Origin of the sequence: Vibrio sp. ZOR0018, assembly GCF_963865925.1 — a bacterium.
In the GTDB taxonomy this organism is placed as follows: Bacteria; Pseudomonadota; Gammaproteobacteria; order Enterobacterales; family Vibrionaceae; genus Vibrio; species Vibrio anguillarum.
The window spans coordinates 165,521-184,538 of record NZ_CAWMCN010000121.1 but is presented as its reverse complement, the minus strand read 5'-3'; the positions used below and the strand labels follow the sequence as shown (position 1 = coordinate 184,538).

Genomic DNA, 19,018 nt, shown 5'->3' with positions numbered 1-19,018 from the left:
ATGGGGGTTAAGCGACACCTAGGCGAGTTTTCACCACCGCTTCACACGCTTCAATATTATTGATGTCTTTGGGAATAATAAGCACAGTGTCATTACCACCGACCGTTCCTAAAATCTCAGTGTGGGGATCAATATCAACCAATCGCGCGACCAATTGAGCACTTCCAGGATGAGTTTTCACCACCACAGTGGATTGATTGTGAGTGATAAACTCAATTTGTGAGGCGATAGATGACTCAACACGCACTGGCGCGGTTTCGACCGTAATGCAGTACACTTTTTTCCCGCACGCATTTTGCACTTTCACCACACCAAGTTGGGAAAGCAAGCGTGACACAGTGGATTGGCTAATGCCTTCGTAGCCGAGCTCTATTAGCCTGAGTCGTAGCTCATTTTGGTTAGCAAAACTTTGTTGTTGTAGGATTTTTTTACAAGCGGAAGCTAACGTTTTGTCATCGGTTTGCATTGCGCCGTGGGGGATTTTTCTGTTCACGGGCGGTTCCTTTTATACACGCTACTGCGTCTGGGGTATCGGTGATCCTTACCATGCCAGCACACTCCCAAAGCCATAGAGTGTGAGTTCACGTTATGTTTGACGCCAATGGCGCAACGGTTGAGCATTGCTCTTTCCCCTCTATAAGTGGTGGGGGATCATTATTGATGCTTGTAGCTTAACATTAATCAATGTGCCGCTTTTTGCGGGGGATCACCAAATAATAAACTAGATTACCGATTGATTTTTGGCGTTTTATGTTGATTTGATGGAATAATATGCACGGAAATATGCAAGATTCGTAAGTTGGTCCAGCGCCGAGTTAGGACGCTGGAGGCTGGCAGGGCTGTAAACGCGATGGATGCGCGCTTAGTGCTGTTTTAGCAACGTTCAGTCATGATTTCGCGCGAGAATACTTTCTCACAATAGTGGCATTTGAGATGCACATTCTCTTGTTTGAGTTGCACTTTAAAGCGGCTCTCGACAGGCTCGCCATGAGAGATGCAGTTGCTGTTTGGGCAACGAAATACGCTGTCAATTCTCTCTGGCAAAGTGAGGGTCAGTTTGTTGACCACTTTATACTCTTCAATTTGATTGACGGTGGCTTTCGGGGCATACAGTGCTAATTGGTTCGCTTGCTCTTTGGTGAGATAAAGGTTTTCTATTTTAATCAGATCTTTATTACCTAACGCAGAAGAGGGTAGGTTTAGGCCAATCGTCACACGTTGATTGGTTTCATTTAACTTAAACAAAGAGAGAATTTTGATCCCAAGGTTGGCAGGGATATGGTCAATCACGCTACCGTTACGAATCGCTTCAACTTGCAATTGGGTCTCTTTTACCATGATGTTATCTCCTACTTATAAGGTTGGGTTAAGAACAAGGGCTAATAAAGCTTCACGCGCATAAACGCCGTTTTCGGCTTGTTGGAAATAGTAGGCGTAAGGTGTTTTATCGACATCGGTGGTGATTTCATCGACCCGAGGCAGTGGGTGCAGCACTTTTAAATTGTGGCGCGCTTCTTTTAATGTTTCTGCGGTTAAGATGTAAGCCGATTTCATGTGTGCGTATTCGGATGCATCAAAGCGCTCTTTTTGTACGCGCGTCATGTACAGCACATCCAGTTCAGGCACGACCTCTTCAATGCTGGCGTGCAAACTAAACGCAATGCCAGCCTCTGAGAGCTCTTCGCAAATGTAATCCGGCATCGCCAGCACTTCTGGGGCGATAAAAAAGAAACGTACATTGTTGAATTTCGATAAGGCTTGGGTGAGCGAATGGACGGTGCGGCCATATTTTAAGTCGCCGACGAACGCGACGTTAAGGTTATCGAGCCTGCCTTGCGTTTCATAAATGGAAAACAGATCGAGCAAGGTTTGAGTGGGATGCTGGTTAGCACCATCGCCACCGTTGACTACGGGGACGCCGTTGGAAAACTCAGAGGCTAAACGTGCTGCGCCTTCTTGTGGGTGGCGCATGACAAATGCATCGACATAAGAGGAAATAACTTGCACCGAGTCAGCTAAGGTTTCCCCTTTCTTGGCAAGTGACGTATTGCCGCCATTATCAAAACCAATCACTGTGCCGCCTAGGCGCTGCACTGCCGTTTCAAACGACAAACGGGTACGTGTAGAAGGTTCAAAGAAGCAGCTTGCTACTACTTTATTTTTGAGAAGTTCAGGGTTTGGTTCCGCTTTAAGCCTTGTTGCGGTTTCAACAATCAGCTCCAGTTCCGCGCGGCTCAGTTCTGGAATGGAAATGATGTGCTTGTTAAATAACGAATGCGCCATAACGTGTCTTCCCTCTGTATGGTTCGCTTTGGCTACTAGCCTTTGCGAAATTTTGCTTAAAAAAAAGCCCCCTAAAATAGGAGGCTTCAATAACGTTCAGAACAGAAAAACAAAACAGCTAACTCGACCGGCGCCGGGTGTAATGGATGGCGTTGATGGGGAGTGCTGCGGTTCATTTTCTGCTCCGTTTAGACAAATTGCGAAGGATTATACGGACAAAAAACACGCTGGCAATACTCTTTGGAAAATATCCAGAAAATGGATTTTTATGCGAAATTAGCTTGATTTCGATGTTATTTACTACGCGTTTACAGCTAAAGAATAAGCGCGATTTGTGAGTGTTATTGACTGAAAAAAAATGCGAGCTTTATTCAAGCTCGCATCGATTCATTATCTACTATCCGTTACCTAAGTTAGCTACCCTAATTTAGTTACCTAAGGTGGCCACCATCACGGCTTTGATGGTGTGCATGCGGTTTTCAGCTTCATCGAACACGATGGAATGCTCAGATTCAATCACTTCATCGGTCACTTCAACGCCTTTGGCAAGCACTGGGTAGTTTTTCGCAAGCTCTTTGCCAACGGTGGTATCTTCGCCGTGGAAAGCAGGCAAGCAGTGCATGAATTTCACATGTGGGTTACCAGTGGCTTTTAACATCGCCATGTTCACTTGGTAAGGCAGCATCAATTCAATGCGCTCTGCCCATGCTTCTTTCGCTTCGCCCATCGATACCCAAACATCGGTGTAAAGGAAATCACAACCTTGAACGCCTTCTTGAACATCATCTGTGAGCGTAATTTTCGCGCCTGTTTGCTTTGCAATAGTGCGACATTCCGCGACTAATTCTTCGGTTGGCCAGAACGCTTTTGGTGCAACAAGGCGAATGTCCATGCCCATTTTCGCAGCGCCCACCATCAAGGAGTTACCCATGTTGTTGCGTGCATCACCGAGGTAGGCAAATTTCATTTCATGGAGGCGTTTGCCACGGCCATGTTCGATCATGGTAAGGAAATCAGCCAAAATTTGTGTTGGGTGGAATTCGTCAGTTAAGCCGTTCCATACTGGTACGCCAGCGTAGGCACCAAGCTCTTCAACGATCTCTTGACCAAAGCCGCGATATTCGATGCCGTCATACATGCGGCCTAAGACGCGCGCAGTATCTTTCATCGATTCTTTGTGGCCAATTTGTGAACCTGATGGGCCTAAGTAGGAGACTTGAGCACCTTGGTCAAACGCTGCTACTTCGAATGCACAGCGAGTGCGAGTTGAGGTTTTTTCAAAGATAAGTGCAATGTTTTTGCCTTTGAGACGAGGCTGCTCATAACCGTTGTATTTGGCTTTTTTCAGCTCAAGTGATAGATCCAATAGGTGCTGGATTTCGCGTGGAGTGAAATCAAGAAGTTTTAGAAAGTTACGATTGCGTAAGTTAAAAGCCATGATCTTTTCCTCATTTGCAACGCTTGCTTCTGATGAGAGGGTGGAAGAAAGCGTTACTATTTGTTTAAAGTTAAAAACAGATTCGGTTTATAAAATAGATTTTAAAAACAATGTTTTAGTCACGCGTAATGTTGGTGCCTGCTGTGCCTTCTAAGATGCGTAGGCCATCTTCTAACGCGCCGATCCCAACGACTTTCCCGCCTTGTTGAATGAATTCGCACGAGGCTTCAATTTTTGGCCCCATAGAACCAGCATCAAATTGATAGTTGGCAAGCTCGCTTGGCGTTGTGCTGCGCAGCGCATGTTGGGTTGGTTTACCCCAATCAAGGTAAACGGCGTCAGCATCGGTCAAAATGAGCAGCGCGTCGGCGTTCAATTGTTTGGCAAGAAAGGCAGCAGACATGTCTTTGTCGATCACTGCTTCTACACCGACTAATTTGCCGTTTTCACGTTTGACTGGAATACCGCCACCACCGGTGCAAATCACTAAATGACCAGCACTGATAAGCTGGGAAATCGCATCATGTTCGACGATGCCTATCGGTTGAGGGCTCGGAACCACACGGCGGAAGTATTGGCCGTCGGGCTTGACTGTCCAGTGGTATTTCTCAGCCAATTCACGCGCTTCTGCTTCTTGATAAACTGGGCCAATCGGTTTGGTTGGGTTGGCAAAGGCAGGGTCTTTCGGGTCGACCATCATTTGGGTCAACATGCACGAAATGTTGCGTTCAGGCAGCATGTTTTTGAACTCTTGCATCAACATGTAGCCAATCATCCCTTGAGTTTCACTGCCCAATACGTCGAGTGGGTACGGCGCTACTTTTTTGTATTCGAGACCTTGTAGTGCCAGCAGGCCAACTTGAGGGCCATTGCCATGCACCAGCACCACGTTATAGTGTTTGGCTATTTCGGAAATGGTTTTGACTGCAATTTCAATGTTGCGACGTTGAACATCTGCTTCTAATGGCTGACCACGACGAAGTAGCGCGTTTCCACCTAATGCAACAACAACAGTTTGTTTGCTCATAATTCTATCTCTTCTAAGGTGGGTTGAGGCGTGCAGAGGAAATTTGCCTCAACCCATTTGATTAACCTAAGGGCTAGATACCGTCACGCTCAATTGGGCAGCTCATGCAGCGTGCGCCGCCACGGCCACGGCCCAATTCGTCACCAGGAATAGACAGAACAGTGATGCCTGCTTTGTCGTATTTTTCATTGGTATAGGTGTTGCCTTCATAGCCAATCACTACGCCAGGTTTGACGGTTAGGACATTGTTTGCATCGTTCCACTGTTCACGTTCTGCGTTGAAGTTGTCACCGCCCGTTGTGATTAGGTTGAGCTTGTCAACGCCAAGTGCTTTTTCGATGGCGGTAACGAAGTAACCTTCTTCTTTCACGTTCACGGCACCAGACTCATCGCCTGTGAGGCTCCAGCATTTCACATCTTTGCGTACTACTTCTGGGTAAACAGAGAAGGTGTCTTCACGCATGTGTGTCATGACGGTATCTAAGTGCATGCAAGAGCGGTGTTTTGGTAGTTCCATCGCAATGATTTGCTTCGCTTGGCCATGTTTAAATAGGCCCGCAGCTAAGTGTTCAACACCTTGCGCTGTGGTGCGCTCAGACATACCAATCAGTACTGCACCTTTGCCAATCACAAGAACGTCGCCACCTTCAATGGTTGAATTATCGTAATTAATGCTCTCGTCATCACCGAAGTATTTAATGAAGTCTTGGCCCGCAAAGCTTGGATGCCAGCGGTAAATCGCACGCACATGGTTGGTTTCACGTTGACGTGCAGGTTTTGCCATCGGGTTGATTGACACGCCACCGTATACCCAGCAAGACGTATCGCGAGTAAATAGATGGTTTGGCAGTGGTTCAATGATGAAATCGGTTGGTGCATGCAAGCCTTGCATCATTGAAGAGGATTTCATTGGCATTTCAGCGTAAGACAAACCACCTGTCAGGATTTTTGCCAATTCAAGGTTTGGCAGATCGCTGAGGTAGCAGCGCACGTCATTCGCAAATGTTTTGCCAAGGCGGTAATCCGATACTTGTTGAGTAAGCAGCCACTCTTTTGCGACGGGAACCGCTAGCGTGTCGGCTAATAGATCGGTCAGCAGTAAAACTTCAACACCTTGGTCACGTAGCGTTTGTGTGAACGCATCATGCTCTTTCCCCGCACGCTCTACGGCCAATACATCATCAAACAAAAGGTCGTGACAGTTGGATGGTGTTAAGTGAGTGAGTGAGCGTCTTGGGCGGTGAACAAGAACTCGACGTAATTGACCAATTTCAGAACCAACATATAACTTACTCATAATAGTATCTCTCTTAATTTATATGCATTTATGCCGTTATATTTTTGACATTAAATTCAACTTGTTCTGGATAAATACATAATTATTTCTGTAGGGAATTCAGTATGAATTTATTTATTCACTTCTTTGTTCTGCAATTAATATTACCCTTGGTCTGTATATGTTCTTAGAGGTCCATCACAGAATGATTTATATTGAAATTCGGCGAAAATAATAGTTTTTTAACAATGTTTATGCAGTGTTTATATTGTGAGTGTCATATTTATTACTGCTTTTTTTATGGATGTTCATTCAATTTAAATCTCACGCAGCACTACTCCATATAGGCTCGGTATTTTGGTTGGGAATTTTATGCACCAAAAACACATCGATAATTCATCGAATTGGTTAAGAATATGCACTTGAAAAGGGTATATAGTTGAATGTGAGTCGAAGAAATGGGCTGTGTTAACATAACTTTCTTAATAAAACTTGATCTCACGCAGGCTTTCTAATGTAGATGTTTTGTCTGAATGGGCGTAATAGAGGACGGAAAATGAGAGATGACATAGCAGGCGATCTGAATTTGGTGATAAAGGAATATAGGCCGCGTTTTATTTAGTCACCAAAAGTGGTTATTTATCCCAGCCGATTGCTATAAAAAAATAGCCATCAAAACTAATGGTTATCTAACGACGTTGAAAGCCATTATTTCCTGATTTGGCTAACGTATCATGTTTAGAGTTGAGTAGCTGCGCAGCCAATGAGCCTAAGTCGGCCTGCCAATAAAAAAGCCGCAATCATGCGGCCTTTAAAGGGTGTGACGCGGTTTTCACCTACGACATATCGTTCATCAGTTTGGCGCTATAGCATCGCACCTAGGCTGAGAGATAGCATAATGAATACGCACAATATGCCTAACAGTGGTGCGACCCATTTCACCCAGCGAACATAAGGTACACGAGCAATTGCTAAGCCGCCCATCACTACCGCAGAGGTTGGCGTGATGAGGTTGACTATCCCTGAAGCTGATTGGTAAGCCGTGACGACAAGGTCGCGACCAACGCCTGCAAAGTCAGCCAATGGAGCCATGATGGGCATGGTTAATACCGCAAGGCCAGAAGACGAAGGTACAAGGAAAGAGAGAAGAATTTCCAGTAAATACATTACGTTAATAAAAATGACGGATGAAAGGCCAGTAACCATTTGCTCGGCTGAGAACAAAATAGTGTCGGTGATCATCCCGCGGTCCATGATCACCACAATGCCGCGTGCGATACCAATGATCAGCGCTACGCCTAATAGGTCTCGTGCACCATCAATAAAGCTGGTGGTGAATTCCTCTTCACTCATACGAGCAATTAAACCGATAATGATGGTTGCACCCAAGAACATCGCTGAGATCTCAGCCATCCACCATCCAGCAACAGATACCCCATAAATCATCACGCCAAAAGCGGCCGCGAAAATGGTCAAAATAACTTTGCGGGTGGCGGTGAATTCGAGTTTCTCTCCACTTTGGTTGCCAAGGAAGTGAGCTTTGTTCTCTTCGTACTTGTCGTACACAATCGATTTGCTTTGATCTGCTTGCACCATTTTCGCGTAGCGCATCACGTACAGTACACAGATAACCCAACCGACAGCTAACATTGCTAAGCGCAACATGATGCCATCAGTAAACGGAATGCCCGCTGCGTTGGCCGCAATTACGGTGGCAAACGGGTTGATAGTGGAGCCCAGCGTACCGATACCCGCGCCAAGCAGTACGGTAGCGGCGGCAACCAGTGGGTCAAAACGAGCGGCCATCATCACAGGTACGAGTAAGGTGTAGAAAGGTAAGGATTCTTCCGCCATACCGTAAATCGTACCGCCTGCGGCAAACAGCGCCATCAGGATGGGTATCATCAACTCTTCACGCCCTTCAAGCCGCGCTGTTACGCGTTCAATGCCCGCATCAATCGCACCTGTTTTGGTCACTAGGCCCAAAAAGCCACCAATGACCAAAATGAACAGAGACACGTCAATCGCGGCAGCTTCGTAGCTGTTGTGGTCATAAAAGCCGTCAATCGGTGCCATCAACACATCGATCACCCCTTGTGGGTTACCTTCTGCGTGTTGATAAGTTCCCGCAATAGGCACTTCTTTGCCCAGTTCTTCATTCATGGTGCGCTGATACTGACCGGCAGGCACAATCCAGGTTAAAAGGGCCACAAGAGCAATTAGAATGAAAAGGATGGTGTAAGCGGAAGGAAACTTAAAGTTAGCAAAGAAGCCACCTTTAGGTTCCGTGGATACAGTTTGGGTTGTCATAGCGATCTCCTTACACTCAGAGAACAACGAGATTCTGAGTGTGTTCAGCGGCTAATGTTCTTCAGTCTTCCAGCCCATTAAAATATTATCTATTAGGGGTGAAAGAATAAAAAGTTATTGGAACTTCAATTAAATACGTTAAATGAAAAGTTTTAATTATTATTAAGTGAACATAAATGCTCACTTGCTCAGATATCTTTATAAATTCTAAGGTGAGTTTTAAAGCGTAACTTTGTCTTGCTTCACAAAAAAATAGTACCGAGTTACACACCATTTTTTTAGGGAATTTAATTTAGGGTAATTGAGTGTAAATAATGGAATTATATTCTTACGCTTTTTATTCGAAGACATGGAGATAGGCGGATAATCGTTGTAGGGTAAATATATTGAAATTTTATTCATTAAGCTGAATGAATGAAGAGAAGTAATTATTTATTGCTTTATTGATATGTATCAATATTTTATACGTAACAAATAAAAAGGGAGCCAAAGCTCCCTTATAACAATAGTAGAGATTACATCAAAATATTGGAGAACAACAAACCAAAACCAATACTAAACACCATGCTTAACAAGCCAGGGAGCATAAAGCTGTGGTTGAAAATATACTTACCAATACGAGTGGTACCAGTCCGGTCAAAGTCGATAGATGCGATGATAGGGCCGTAGTTTGGAATGAAGAAGTAACCGTTAACGGCAACGAAAACCGCAATAATAATGGCTGGTGGCAAACCCAAGGTTATTGCAACAGGGACTAACACGGCTGTTGTTGCGCCTTGGCTATTGACCATCACCGATAGAGCAAATAACGCGAACGCGAATGTCCATGGTGCGACTTCCACTAAGCCAGAGACCGCTTCTTTGACCATGGCACCATGGCCAGCAATGAAGGTGTCACCTAACCAAGCGATACCGAAGATCGCCACGATGGCACGCATACCTGCATGGAATACGGAACCTTGGCTGATGGCGTTGCCGTCAGGTTTGCACAGTAAAATGATCAGCGCCGCGATAGACAGCATCACGATTTCAATCGTGTGCGCCATCCCCATGGCTGAGCCGTTAAATTGTGGGCGCAAGCTAGGCAATGCACCCATCACCACCACCACAATGGCACCGAACAAAAATAGCCCGACCGATTTTTTCGCTTGTGGCGTGATTTGAATATCAGCAATCGATACTTCTTGTTCCATCTCTGCGCGAAATTCTGGGTCTTGCAAGCGACGTTGATATTCTGGGTCGTCTTTCAGCTCAACACCGATTTTATTGACGAATAAGCACGCGCAAGCTAAACCAAGAATGGTACTTGGGATGGTGATCATCAACACATCCGTTAGCGTGATGCCTTGTGGTTCTAAGAAGGCGACTAACGCCACGACGGCGGCCGCAATTGGGCTAGCTACAATCGCAAATTGTGACGCGATCACCGCCATACCTAAAGGACGTTCTGGGCGAATACCACTGCGACGGCTCACTTCAGCAATTACGGGCAGTACTGAATAGGCCACGTGACCTGTACCAGCCATCATTGTAAAAAAGTAAGTTACCAAAGGGGCGATGAAAGTGATGTGGCGAGGGTTTTTATGCAAAATGTTAGTGGCAATTTTGATCAAATAATCTAAACCGCCAGCCGCTTGCATTGAGGCTGCTGCTGCAACCACGGCCATGATCATTAGCATCACATCAATCGGTGGGCTGGTTGGTTGCATGCCAAATCCAAAGCTCAGTACAGCAAGGCCAATACCGCCCATCACACCAAGCCCAATACCACCAATCCTTGCACCAATTAGGATACATCCTAATACGATAAGGAACTCAATTAAGAACATCTTATACTCCTAAAGATAATGAAAAATAGGGTCATTCTACAGGTTCAGCGATATTGAACGGTATGCTTTGCGCCATGATGTAACGCAATTTTTTCTCACTTAATAACTTGTAGAAAGTAAAAAGGCTCTGAATCAGAGCCTTTTTTGATTATTCGTAGCGTTTCGCTTTGTACTGAGGGCGCATAAAGTTTTCGACGGACAAGATGTCATCGAGCTCTTCGGCGGTGAGTAAGCCTCGCTCAAGCACAACTTCACGTACGCTCTTACCCGTTTCCGCACAAATTTTACCCACGATGTCACCTTCATGGTGGCCAATATATGGGTTAAGGTAAGTCACGATACCGATAGAGTTGAATACGTAAGCTTCACACACTTCTTTATTGACAGTGATGCCGTCAACACACTTGTCACGAAGGTTTATGCAGGCGTTTGAAAGAATTTCAATTGACTCAAACATGCTTTGTGCAATCACAGGTTCCATCACGTTTAGCTGTAATTGGCCACCTTCTGCGGCAAAGGAAATAGTGTTGTCGTTACCAAGTACTTTAAAGCACACTTGGTTGACCACTTCAGGCACCACAGGGTTTACTTTTGCAGGCATGATGGAAGACCCAGCTTGCAGTTCAGGTAGGTTCAACTCGTTTAGACCCGCGCGAGGGCCAGATGAAAGAAGACGTAAGTCATTACAGATTTTAGAGAGTTTCACAGCAAGGCGTTTTAGCGCGCCGTGCGCCATAACATAAGCACCGCAGTCAGAGGTTGCTTCAATTAAATCTTCCGCTGGTACCACAGCTAAGCCAGTCACCGCAGCAAGGTGTTTCACTGCCGCCGCTTGATATCCCGGCGCCGCATTCAGGCCAGTACCGATCGCTGTTGCGCCAAGGTTGATCTCAAGCAGCAGTTTAGAGGTGTACTCTAGGTTGCGGATCTCTTCATTAATGGTGACCGCCCAAGCGCGGAACTCTTGACCTACGGTCATCGGTACGGCGTCTTGCAATTGAGTACGACCCATTTTCAAAATGCCAGAGAACTCTTGGCTTTTTAGCTCAAACGCACCTTTTAGATAGGCAATAGAATCAATCAGTTTCAGGATGCTGTTGTATACCGCAATGCGGAAACCAGTAGGGTAAGCACAGTTGGTTGATTGGCTTTTATTAACGTGGTCATTGGGGTTGATGAACTCGTATTGACCCTTTTCTTTACCCATCAATTCCAGAGCAAGGTTTGCGATCACTTCGTTGGTGTTCATATTGACAGAAGTACCGGCGCCGCCTTGGTATACGTCTGACGGAAATTGATCCATGCACTTACCTGTTTCTAGGATCAAGTCACACGCTTGGAGGATGTAATTAGCCACTTGGCTTGGAATGACGCCGAGCTCTTTGTTGGCTAGCGTGGCGGCTTTTTTGGTCATCACCATACCGCGTACAAATTCAGGCACATCAGAAATGGTTGATTTTGAAATATTAAAGTTTTCGATAGCGCGCAGTGTATGAATGCCGTAATACGCGTCAGCAGGAACGTGACGTTGACCTAATAGATCTTCTTCGATACGAGTGGCCGAGTTAGCTGTAGCAGCTGTCGTTTCTGATAGGGTAGCCATAACAGGATCCTTAGAGAATTATTCTGATAATTAGTGAAATTATTAGCCATTTCTGCAGTTTAAGAATCCATTCGTCAGAATTTTAGGCTGGAAAATCCGTCCTGACTTCTGTGGCACATCATACTCAACCTAGATTTAAAAAATAGTAAGTGGATCACCTTTTAGGTCAATATTTTATGAAAATTTGATACGCACTCACATGCGTTATTTTTAGGTTTTAAAAACAGTTATCGCGTTGATAAATAGTTGTGATGCCGGCGGTTGGATTTGTCTGTGTGGTATGAGATTTGTTCAGGTTTTGTTAGCAAAATGAACGAATGAATGGATTTCAGATAGAGCCAATATTTGGTCTATTTTAAGATAGATACTGGCTCTGTTTAGTCATTTAGGCTGCGAGGTGGTGCTCTTTGATTGAGCGTTGAGTGTTGTAGTCGCTTGTGGTTGACGGTAAGGTGAGAGCAATAAACAAAGGAGGGCGTGTGTTTCCAATCTTACTTCTGGCTTTTATTTTTGTGCCAATCATTGAAATTGGTCTCTTTATCCAAGTAGGCAGTTTGCTAGGTATGTGGCCAACTATCGCCTTGGTGCTGATTACGGCATTTGTTGGTGCATCATTGGTTCGTAGTCAAGGGATACAAACTTTACTTAGCGTTCAACACCGTTTGCATCAAGGTGAGCTACCTGCGCAGCAAATTATTGAGGGCGTGATGCTGGCGGTGGCGGGTGTGCTGCTTTTAGTACCGGGTTTTTTGACCGATGCACTTGGTATGGTGGTGCTATTGCCTGCGCCTCGGGCTTTGCTTGCCAACTATTTGATGAATAAAGTGGTGGTGAACGGTGTATCAGGCCGTTTTCAGGCGCAGTTTGATGATAGCCGTCATAACAAAGCCCCATTTGATCGTGACTTTGAACCATCTGAAACGGGAAAAACCTTCGAAGGTGAATTTGAACGTAAAGATGATGAGCATAATAGGTTGAAATAAAAGACTTTTTATGGTGTTTCTTACTCTATTGTTTTGAGTTGTAAAAATTAAATGTCGAAATAGATTGCTTAGTGCAACGTTAGCGAATATAGTTACCTCGCTCTGTTGTTCAGGGGTTATTAATGAAACAAAAAATAAAAGTAAAAGTAAATTCTCAGAATCCCATCGTAAAAGTTGATGTCCTCAGTGTTTCCCTTACCTTATTAGTAACATTAAATAATTCAATCTATCAGTGCATTGCGCATAAGCGCGATAACTTTATGAATTTAAATAAAAGGGACACATTATGTCTAACAAAACAACTGGTTCTGTAAAATGGTTTAACGAAACTAAAGGTTTCGGCTTCCTTACTCAAGATAACGGCGGCGCTGACGTGTTCGTACACTTCAATGCAATCGCTTCTGACGGTTTCAAAACTCTAATTGAAGGCCAAAAAGTGTCTTTCAATGTAGAAAACGGTCAAAAAGGCCTACAAGCAGCTCAAGTAACTGTTCTGTAATCTAGCCTAATATCTAGAATTAATAAAAAGGTCGCCTAGGCGGCCTTTTTGCTATTTGGTGATTTATCTTCCTACCGTTTTAGAACACTAGCGCTGTTATTGCGCACCTTCAAAGCCCATTTGACGCCACGCTTCAAACGCAATAATAGCGACCGCATTAGAGAGATTTAAACTGCGAGCTTCTGCCATCATCGGAATACGAATACGTTGTGTCATCGGTAGGCTTTCGATGACTTGCGCTGGTAATCCACGAGTTTCTGGGCCAAACATCAACACATCCCCTTTTTGAAACTGCGCATCGACGTGGTGCCCCGTGGTTTTAGTGGTACAAGCAAAAATCCGGTACGTTTCGCGCTCTGCATTGAGGTAGTCCATAAAGGCATCCAAGTTGGCATGACGCGTTACGCGCGCTAAATCGTGGTAATCAAGCCCTGCACGGCGCACTTTCTTCTCTTCTAGATCAAAACCCAGCGGTTCAATAAGATGCAAATTAGCGCCGCAATTGGCACACAAGCGAATAATATTTCCGGTATTAGGGGCGATTTCAGGTTCGTAAAGTGCGATATCAAACATGGTATAGCTGCTCTTAAGGAGTGTGGGCCGGAAGTATAAGGTGACGAGCCTATTGAGTACAAGTCACCCGTTATTTGGCAATATAGGCATAAGTGGAATTTAACTATCCAATGGGAGCGTGAATTGTACTTTTAACCCACCTAATTGGCTGCGACTTGCGTGAATCGTACCGCTGTGTTGACGAATGGCACTTTCGGTGATGGCTAAACCTAACCCTGTACCACCACTGTGCCTATCACGCGCAGTGGAAACACGATAAAAGGGGCGGAAAATATCGTCTAACTCGTTTTCGGGAACGCCTTCACCATTGTCTTCCACGCAAACCGATAGTCTGCCTTTTTCGACCGAAAAGGTAATATTGATTTCATCTTTGCCATAGTAAATGGCGTTACGCACAATGTTTTCCAATGCGCTCATCAGCAGTTTTGGTGTACCGGAAATCGTGTGCGGTGGAATCGCATTATAGGTGAGTCTTTTTTCCATCTGCTCCGCCTCAAATTGGGCATCACTCAATAATTCCTCCCATAAACTGGATAGCGGTTGAGTTTCTCGGCTGAGATGGCTATTGGTTTGCATACGCGAAAGCGTCAGCAGTTCACCGATCATCTGCTCTAAACGCTGTGCTTCGGTGTCGATTCGCTCCAATTCTGAGCTGCTACCTTGTTTACGAGTGGCAAGTGCATTGGCCATTCTCAGTCGCGTTAAAGGGGAGCGCAGCTCGTGTGAAATATCCGACAGCAATCGCTGCTGGCCAGAAATCATCTGATTGACGGCTTCTACCATTTGGTTAAAGCTTTTTCCTGCTTGGCGAAATTCACTGGTGCCTTTTTCTAAGCTTGGGTCGACCACAAATTCGCCGCGAGCGACCCGTTTGGCGGCTTGCTCGAGGCGGCTGGCGGGTTGACTCAATGCCCATGCGAGCCATAAGAGTAGTGGTGTACTGACGAGCATCACGGCAAGCAGTAGGCCGAACGGACGGTCGAATAGTTGCAATAAGAACGGAGGGGGCTCATTCCAGCGAATACCGACAAACATGAGTAGATCTTGCTTAGCAAGGGTAATTGGCAATGGACCTGAAATCATATAACGGCCATAGAGCTTCTGTTGTGGCTTATCAATGGATTCAATGCTGGTCACGAAATTTTGGAGTGCTTTAAACTTAAAGTCGGCTTGAGTTTTGGTGGTGAGAATTGTGCCATCTGGCGTTGTGATAAAGAATTGTGGAGTGCCATTCTTCTCGCGCATGTGCCCTTCACCACGCTTGTTGCTGCTACTTTCTAAACGAAAGAGGATGCGTGTGAGTTCATGCTCATCTTTAAACATACTCTCTATTTTCTGTTTTAAGTGTGTAAGACGTTGGTATTCATCGCTAGGTATATCACGGGTTTTGCGAGGATCAAGGTGCGGCAGTGCTAATACTGCGATCAGCACCAGCAGCATCGTAAACCAAAAAATGGCAAAAATTCTGCCATAAAGGCTGTTGATTTTAGGTAGGCGCATTAATCCTCCAGAATCATGAGGTAGCCACGACCACGCAGCGTTTTAATCCGTGATTTACCATCGACACGCTCAGGTAATTTCTTGCGTAAATTCGAGACGTGCATATCAATCGCGCGGTCAAAGGCCGCCAACCGTTTTCCTAGAACATCAAGGCTGAGCGCTTCTTTAGTTAAGGTTTCGCCTGGGTTTTGCACAAAATGAGTCAGCAAGGCAAATTCCGTGGTGGTAAGGTCCAGCAATTGCCCTTGGCAATAGGCTTCCTGCTTGCTGGGGTATACTTGAATATCTTGGCACTCAATGACTTCATTATGTTTGGTGCCATTGCTGGTTTGGGTTCGGCGCAAAATCGCGCGAATGCGTGCCAGCAGCTCTCGGTCACTGAAAGGCTTCGGTAAATAGTCATCCGCGCCGAGTTCTAGACCGATGACGCGATCGATCTCCTCTCCTTTGGCGGTGAGCATTAATACCGGGGTATGCCAGTTTTCACGTAACTTTTTCAGCGTTTCCATCCCATTAAGCTTAGGCATCATTACATCGAGTAAGACAAGATCAATGCGATCATGAATGGCCGCGAGCCCGCTCTCTCCATCATTCGCTTCAGAGACATCGAAGCCTTCATAGCTCAAGACTTCTTTTAGTAAGCTGGTGAGCTCAGTATCATCATCAATCAGAAGAATATGCGCCATGTGTCGCCTCGTCGTTGGGGAAGTTATGGGTACAGTTTACTGCGAAATAGGCAAGATATTCAGTGAGCGGTAAGCTCTTTACGATTCTTTACGCTCACTATACGTTGCTTTACCGTACAGGCCCTATTCTACACTCAAGCGCTGTGAATACAGCTTGTTAGAATCCACTTAGTGAAGGAATAGATGATGAAAATGGCAAAAAAATTAGTACTTGCGGCGGTGATACTTCCTCTGACTCTTAGCACAGCAAGCGTCTTTGCATTTGGTGGTAAAGAGCAGCATAAAGGTCCAAATGATGAGTGTGGCGGTTTTGATCGCGGCATGATGCAGCAGCTTGATTTGACGTCTGATCAACAAGCAAAGTTGAAAGGAATGCGTGAGGCGAATCGCGAAGCGATGAAGGGTGAGCACAAAGGTCAACGCCAAGCGAAAATGAAAGCGCACCATGACAAAGTACAGGCTCTCGTGCTCGCTGAGAACTTTGATGCGGCAGCGGCAAATGAACTAGCCAAAGAGATGGTCGATCAACAGGTCGCTCACCGTGTCAAGATGCTAGAAAAACGTCATGACATGATGAGTGTGCTAACTCCGGAACAAAAAGCAAAACTGCAAACGCTACAACAAGATCGCATGCAGAAGTGCATGGAAAATGGTCCTAAGCACATGAAAAAAAATAGCTAGTCATTGATAACCGCTAATCATTGATAATAGGCCTCGGGTGAGGCCTGTTCATTTTTGTGTCATATTCATTCTTAATTTGAGAAGGTATACTACCTGCTCATTCTCAAGCTGATTTTAGTGATATGAAACAAGAATACGCACGCCTTGTTACGCTTGCTGCCTGGACAGCAACCCTTGTAGCCTCATTGTTGCTGATAGTAAAAGTGATCGCTTGGTGGGTTACTGGCTCGGTCAGCCTACTCGCATCCTTGATTGATTCCTTACTTGATATTGCCGCTTCCGTGGTCAATTTAATTGTGGTGCGTTACGCACTGCAGCCCGCAGATAAAGAGCACGCCTTTGGTCATGGTAAGGCGGAATCGCTTGCGGCTCTTGCCCAAGCGATGTTCATTTCAGGCTCGGCCTGTTTTCTTATCCTCAATGGGGTTGACCGTTTTTTCCGCCCACACGAATTAACTTCTCCTGAATATGGCGTTTATGTCAGCCTGTTTGCAATGCTAGTGACTTTTGGCTTAGTGTTGTTCCAAAAGCATGTCGTGAAAAAAACGGGCAGCCAAGCCATTGCCGCGGATTCATTGCATTACCAAACCGATCTGTTCATGAATGCGGCGATTATGATCGCGCTTATATTGAGCTGGTTTGGCTTTAAACAGGCCGATGCCATCTTTGCGATCGGCATTGGCGTTTATATTCTTTACAGTGCTTTTCGTATGGTACAAGAGGCCATTCAGACCTTATTGGATCGTAAGTTACCTGATGAGGAATTGAAGAAAATCCGCACAGAATGTCTTTCTGTGGCTGGTGTGTTGGGTGTGCATCAATTAAGAACTCGCATGTCTGGACCTGTAAGATTCATTCAGTTACATCTGGAACTAGATGACAATATCCGCTTGATTGAGGCGCATCGCATTTCCGATGAGGTGGAAGATAAGCTACTCGAGGCTTTCCCAGGAGCTGATGTATTAATCCACCAAGATCCTTATTCTGTGGTGTTTGGACCAGAAAAAAAGCAAAAATCACAAGGGTGGTAGCGACAAAAACGCGCTTATTAACTATCTTTTTAAGAACAATAAATAAGCCTGATTCTGATATGAATCAACAAAGCATTAACTCAAAACTGTAATACTCTTACATAAGTAGCAAACTTACATAATTTCGTGCAAATAACAGTAGTATTCCTCTTTAGGAAAGGTAACATTATGCACAGATTAGAAAGATTTTGCTGTCGGTTTTATCGCTAACGGACAGCGTAAAAAATTAGTATTAAGTTCCCAAAAAATCGAGGGTGAGCATGATTAAGAAGATCGGTGTTTTGACTAGTGGCGGTGACGCACCTGGCATGAACGCAGCAATCCGTGGTGTTGTTCGTACGGCACTCGGTGCTGATTTGGAAGTATTTGGTATTTACGATGGCTACCTTGGTCTTTATGAAGATCGCATTAAAAAATTGGATCGTTCAAGCGTTTCTGACGTTATCAATAAAGGTGGTACTTTCCTAGGTTCTGCGCGTTTCCCTGAATTTCGTGAAGTCGCAGTACGTGAAAAAGCGATCGAAAACCTAAGAAAGCATGGTATTGATGCTTTAGTTGTCATCGGCGGTGACGGTTCTTACATGGGTGCGAAAAAGCTGACCGAAATGGGTTTTCCATGCGTTGGTTTACCAGGCACGATTGATAACGACATTGCTGGTACCGATTACACCATTGGCTACTTAACAGCATTAAATACGGTTATCGATGCGATTGACCGTTTACGTGATACTTCCTCTTCTCATCAACGTATTTCTATTGTTGAAATTATGGGTCGTCATTGCGGTGATTTGACTCTGATGTCGGCGATTGCAGGCGGTTGTGAATACATCATCACCCCTGAAACTGGCCTGAATATGGAGCAACTGATTGCAAATGTTCAAGACGGTATTAAGAAAGGTAAGAAACACGCCATTATTGCACTGACTGAGTTGATGATGGATGCTAACCAACTGGCGAAAGAAATTGAAAAAGCAACGGGACGTGAAACTCGCGCTACCGTGCTGGGTCATATTCAACGCGGTGGTCGCCCGACGGCGTTTGACCGTGTTCTTGCGTCACGCATGGGTAATTTTGCAGTACATTTACTGCTTGATGGCCACGGTGGTCGTTGTGTTGGTATTCAGAAAGAGCAGTTGGTTCACCACGATATTATCGACGCAATTGAAAATATGAAGCGTCCAGTTCGCACTGATTTGTATAAAGTGGCTGAAGAGTTATTCTAATCACTTCTTCCATCTCGGTATAAAGTGATTAAGTAAAAAAGACCGCATTGCGGTCTTTTTTGTCTCTCTATGCTTT

17 protein-coding genes are annotated in these 19,018 nt (G+C 45.1%); 5 read left to right on the top strand and 12 right to left on the bottom strand.

The window, feature by feature from the left end; genetic code table 11:
- Positions 1 to 7 precede the first annotated feature (7 nt).
- From AACR75_RS14205 to aspA, 9 genes are all read right to left on the bottom strand, one after another.
- Positions 8 to 466: an arginine repressor gene (locus tag AACR75_RS14205; protein WP_088718009.1), complete on the bottom strand. Its 459-nt coding sequence runs from the start codon at positions 464 to 466 to the stop codon at positions 8 to 10.
- A gap of 407 nt (positions 467 to 873) precedes the next feature.
- Positions 874 to 1,338, bottom strand: a complete 465-nt coding sequence (gene pyrI / locus AACR75_RS14200; RefSeq protein WP_017042201.1) for an aspartate carbamoyltransferase regulatory subunit — start codon at positions 1,336 to 1,338, stop codon at positions 874 to 876.
- Positions 1,339 to 1,353: 15 nt separating this feature from the next.
- Positions 1,354 to 2,283 carry an aspartate carbamoyltransferase gene (gene pyrB / locus AACR75_RS14195; RefSeq protein ID WP_017042200.1) on the bottom strand — a complete coding sequence of 310 codons (930 nt, stop codon included), beginning with the start codon at positions 2,281 to 2,283 and terminating at the stop codon, positions 1,354 to 1,356.
- Between the two features lie 427 nt (positions 2,284 to 2,710).
- The gene (locus AACR75_RS14190) at positions 2,711 to 3,721 is read right to left on the bottom strand and encodes an ornithine carbamoyltransferase (RefSeq protein ID WP_013855826.1); all 1,011 of its coding nucleotides are present in this window, start codon (positions 3,719 to 3,721) and stop codon (positions 2,711 to 2,713) included.
- 115 nt (positions 3,722 to 3,836) lie between these two features.
- Positions 3,837 to 4,748, bottom strand: coding sequence for a carbamate kinase (gene arcC, locus AACR75_RS14185; protein WP_013855827.1), 912 nt, complete (start codon positions 4,746 to 4,748; stop codon positions 3,837 to 3,839).
- 73 nt (positions 4,749 to 4,821) lie between these two features.
- On the bottom strand, positions 4,822 to 6,045 hold the full coding sequence (arcA, locus tag AACR75_RS14180; protein ID WP_017046788.1) for an arginine deiminase: 1,224 nt from the start codon (positions 6,043 to 6,045) through the stop codon (positions 4,822 to 4,824).
- Positions 6,046 to 6,888: 843 nt separating this feature from the next.
- Positions 6,889 to 8,334: a YfcC family protein gene (locus AACR75_RS14175; protein WP_026027156.1), complete on the bottom strand. Its 1,446-nt coding sequence runs from the start codon at positions 8,332 to 8,334 to the stop codon at positions 6,889 to 6,891.
- A gap of 515 nt (positions 8,335 to 8,849) precedes the next feature.
- Complete coding sequence (locus tag AACR75_RS14170; RefSeq protein ID WP_017042196.1) at positions 8,850 to 10,163, bottom strand: anaerobic C4-dicarboxylate transporter family protein; 1,314 nt, start codon at positions 10,161 to 10,163, stop codon at positions 8,850 to 8,852.
- 148 nt (positions 10,164 to 10,311) lie between these two features.
- Complete coding sequence (gene aspA, locus AACR75_RS14165) at positions 10,312 to 11,766, bottom strand: aspartate ammonia-lyase (protein WP_017042195.1); 1,455 nt, start codon at positions 11,764 to 11,766, stop codon at positions 10,312 to 10,314.
- A 479-nt stretch (positions 11,767 to 12,245) separates the two neighbouring features.
- Between aspA and AACR75_RS14160 the strand changes: the two genes are divergently transcribed.
- A complete protein-coding gene (locus tag AACR75_RS14160; protein ID WP_038149154.1) occupies positions 12,246 to 12,749 on the top strand; it encodes an FxsA family protein in 504 nt (167 codons plus the stop codon).
- A gap of 286 nt (positions 12,750 to 13,035) precedes the next feature.
- Positions 13,036 to 13,248: a transcription antiterminator/RNA stability regulator CspE gene (cspE, locus tag AACR75_RS14155; RefSeq protein WP_013855834.1), complete on the top strand. Its 213-nt coding sequence runs from the start codon at positions 13,036 to 13,038 to the stop codon at positions 13,246 to 13,248.
- Between the two features lie 96 nt (positions 13,249 to 13,344).
- Here cspE and trmL read toward each other — a convergent pair whose 3' ends face one another.
- From trmL to AACR75_RS14140, 3 genes are all read right to left on the bottom strand, one after another.
- Entirely contained in the window at positions 13,345 to 13,821 is a 477-nt protein-coding gene (trmL, locus tag AACR75_RS14150) for a tRNA (uridine(34)/cytosine(34)/5-carboxymethylaminomethyluridine(34)-2'-O)-methyltransferase TrmL (protein WP_013855835.1), read from the bottom strand.
- A 99-nt stretch (positions 13,822 to 13,920) separates the two neighbouring features.
- Complete coding sequence (gene cpxA, locus AACR75_RS14145) at positions 13,921 to 15,321, bottom strand: envelope stress sensor histidine kinase CpxA (protein ID WP_013855836.1); 1,401 nt, start codon at positions 15,319 to 15,321, stop codon at positions 13,921 to 13,923.
- Positions 15,321 to 16,007, bottom strand: coding sequence for a response regulator (locus tag AACR75_RS14140; protein WP_013855837.1), 687 nt, complete (start codon positions 16,005 to 16,007; stop codon positions 15,321 to 15,323). Before AACR75_RS14140 ends, cpxA begins: the two co-directional genes overlap by 1 nt.
- 183 nt (positions 16,008 to 16,190) lie before the next feature.
- Here AACR75_RS14140 and AACR75_RS14135 point away from each other — a divergent pair, with 183 nt between their 5' ends.
- The 3 genes from AACR75_RS14135 to pfkA all read left to right on the top strand — a co-directional run bounded on the left by AACR75_RS14135 (position 16,191) and on the right by pfkA (position 18,942).
- Positions 16,191 to 16,688, top strand: a complete 498-nt coding sequence (locus AACR75_RS14135; RefSeq protein ID WP_017049227.1) for a CpxP family protein — start codon at positions 16,191 to 16,193, stop codon at positions 16,686 to 16,688.
- 122 nt (positions 16,689 to 16,810) lie between these two features.
- Entirely contained in the window at positions 16,811 to 17,719 is a 909-nt protein-coding gene (gene fieF, locus AACR75_RS14130; RefSeq protein WP_017047259.1) for a CDF family cation-efflux transporter FieF, read from the top strand.
- 260 nt (positions 17,720 to 17,979) lie between these two features.
- A complete protein-coding gene (gene pfkA / locus AACR75_RS14125; protein WP_026027886.1) occupies positions 17,980 to 18,942 on the top strand; it encodes a 6-phosphofructokinase in 963 nt (320 codons plus the stop codon).
- Positions 18,943 to 19,018 lie beyond the last annotated feature (76 nt).